Here is a 2,178-nt window from a genome sequence, read left to right on the forward strand (position 1 = left end):
AATTCCATTTGTGTAAAACCATGTTTTTCTCTTAATTTTTTTACATTTTTACCTATTTGAATATGTATTTTATCTTCGATTGATTTATCAAAAGGAGGCTCAAGCAATTTTTGTTTCATTCTGAATATTTTCCTTAAAATTGACCTATAAATTTCTTGGAAAGAAGGATAATTAGATATAATAATTGTCTCAATTCGTAATTACAAAGTAAAAGATTACGAGCTAATAAAAGAGGAGCGAAGTATGAAAAAACTTTTATCGATTGCGATAATTGGTGCAGTAATGGGAACAAGTGCATTTGCAGGTGGGATTACATATCTTGGACAAAAAGAAAATACACTTTCACTACAAGTGAAACATGTAGATATTAGCGATAGTGGTCTTGATTCTAGCACAGTATATGGTTTAAGTTATGCAATAAATAAAGATCTTGGTGAACCTGGTGCTTGGGGAATGAGGTATGGCATCGAATTTAATTATGGAAAAATGGATTTCTCAAATAAATCAGGTGATACGACTTACACAGAATTTAGTTGGCAAATAGCACCAACTTATACATTTAATTGTGGGGCAAGAGCATATGCTGGAGGAAAAATCGGCTATGTTGGATTTAGTGATGATATTACAAGCAATAATGATAGTAAAAATGGATATATACTTGCAGGTATTGCGGGGGTAGAATACCCGGTAAAAAAACATATTGTTGTTGGTGCAGAAGTAGAAGTTGGAAGCACATATGTTGATACTGAATCTTATTCAACGACAACTTTTGGCGGATATATTGGATATAAATTCTAAAAAAAAGGAGATAAAATGAAAAACACAACTATAACAAAGATAGTCTTAGCAGGAGTAGCAGGAATGTTTATGTTTACCGGGTGTACTCCAATAGGAGCACCTGATAAACCAAAAATATATACTGGACAAGCTACAAAATATAGAGATTATTATTTTATTACAAAAGATCCCGCATCAGGTGAAATTATTACCGCTAATAAAATTAAACAAAATTTAAGTAATCCTGATAAATGGAATGGTCTTTTAGGTTTTAGAAGAGTTTATGTTCAAGATAAACTTTATAGTCATGCATATTCAAGAAATGTAAAATTTACGGATAAATATGTAATAGGTAAAGTAAAAGTATACAGCATAACTTCTCATCCTGATGACTATGATAAATGTGAAGTAACATTTAAAAAACCTTATACTTTAACACAAAAAAATGGAAAATGGGATTTAAGAATTGCTCATGACGCTACATATATTAATATAAGTAAAGGATGTTTAAGAACTTGCACTTTAATAGGTGGATATTGTATGGCAATTAATAATTGGTCTCCTGATAAAATCAAAAGCGAAGTAAATAAATTACCTGCATATTTTGTATTAGAACACAAACATATCAGTCAATCAGGAGTAATTCAAACTAAAAATTCTAAAGAAGTAATACTCGCAAATTTAAACAGAAAATTTAAAAAAGCAGAAAGGTTTCCTGTTTTTCCTGTAGGTTCATTAAGTAAAAAAGATTATGAATTTACTGAAAAAAATAATATAGATTCTAATGATTTTAAACCTATCTATTATGTTAGAAATAGATATGGAGCTACGATTTTAATAGGTATACATATAGATCCTACAAGCAAAGGGAGCAAAGTATATTATTTGGCTTCTGATATATATACTATTGAAAGCGATGGAATCCCTCATACTACTAAAAAAGAATTTGAAAATATTATTAGAAAATTTAAAGAAACTGTTAATCAATAGTTTCTTTCTTTTTTTATTTTTTGTCTTCAATTCCAATATTACAAATTTGTTCTATTTCTTCTATCGGAACTTTATATTCTTTAAGCTTTGCTGTTTTCATACCTTTATTGGTGTTAGGAGCTAAAAATCCAATAAATTTATGTAGTTTTGGAATATAAATTATTTTATACCACCACTTAGGTATATTTACATTGTTTTTAAGATGACCTATGCTTCCGCAATTTCCCGTAATTATATTAACTATACCGTACTTTACAGCTAAGAATCTGCTAAATCTTTCTACTTTTGCCCAGTATTTACGGTTTAACCATTTAGCTTGAGGAGCAATATTACTCATTAAAAAAGTTTCTTTTTGAACTTTTTTTGAATAGTCTAACGAAGCATTTTCGGCATTGTGACCTCTATCATATC

3 protein-coding genes are annotated in these 2,178 nt (G+C 29.2%); 2 read left to right on the top strand and 1 reads right to left on the bottom strand.

Translation table 11 applies throughout. The features are described from left to right. The first annotated feature begins 282 nt into the window (after positions 1-282). Both F7B34_RS04260 and F7B34_RS04265 read left to right on the top strand, forming a co-directional pair. Complete coding sequence (locus F7B34_RS04260; protein WP_292460599.1) at positions 283-798, top strand: outer membrane beta-barrel protein; 516 nt, start codon at positions 283-285, stop codon at positions 796-798. A gap of 15 nt (positions 799-813) precedes the next feature. Next, positions 814-1,767, top strand: a complete 954-nt coding sequence (locus tag F7B34_RS04265) for a hypothetical protein (RefSeq protein WP_292460600.1) — start codon at positions 814-816, stop codon at positions 1,765-1,767. Positions 1,768-1,780: 13 nt separating this feature from the next. On the opposite strand, the gene F7B34_RS04270 is transcribed toward F7B34_RS04265, so the two are convergent. After that, positions 1,781-2,178 (bottom strand): DNA/RNA non-specific endonuclease (locus tag F7B34_RS04270; protein ID WP_292460601.1); only part of this gene is annotated, 398 nt, incomplete at its 5' end.

It is taken from the genome of Methanothermococcus sp., from assembly GCF_015523155.1.
Classification (GTDB): domain Archaea; phylum AGJL01; class Methanococci; order Methanococcales; family Methanococcaceae; genus Methanofervidicoccus.

What these genes read in the sequence shown, in the direction of transcription:
- F7B34_RS04260 (WP_292460599.1), top strand. Translation starts at nt 283, where the DNA reads ATGGGAACAAGTGCATTTGCAGGTGGGATTACATATCTTGGACAAAAA.
- F7B34_RS04265 (WP_292460600.1), top strand. Translation starts at nt 814, where the DNA reads ATGAAAAACACAACTATAACAAAGATAGTCTTAGCAGGAGTAGCAGGA.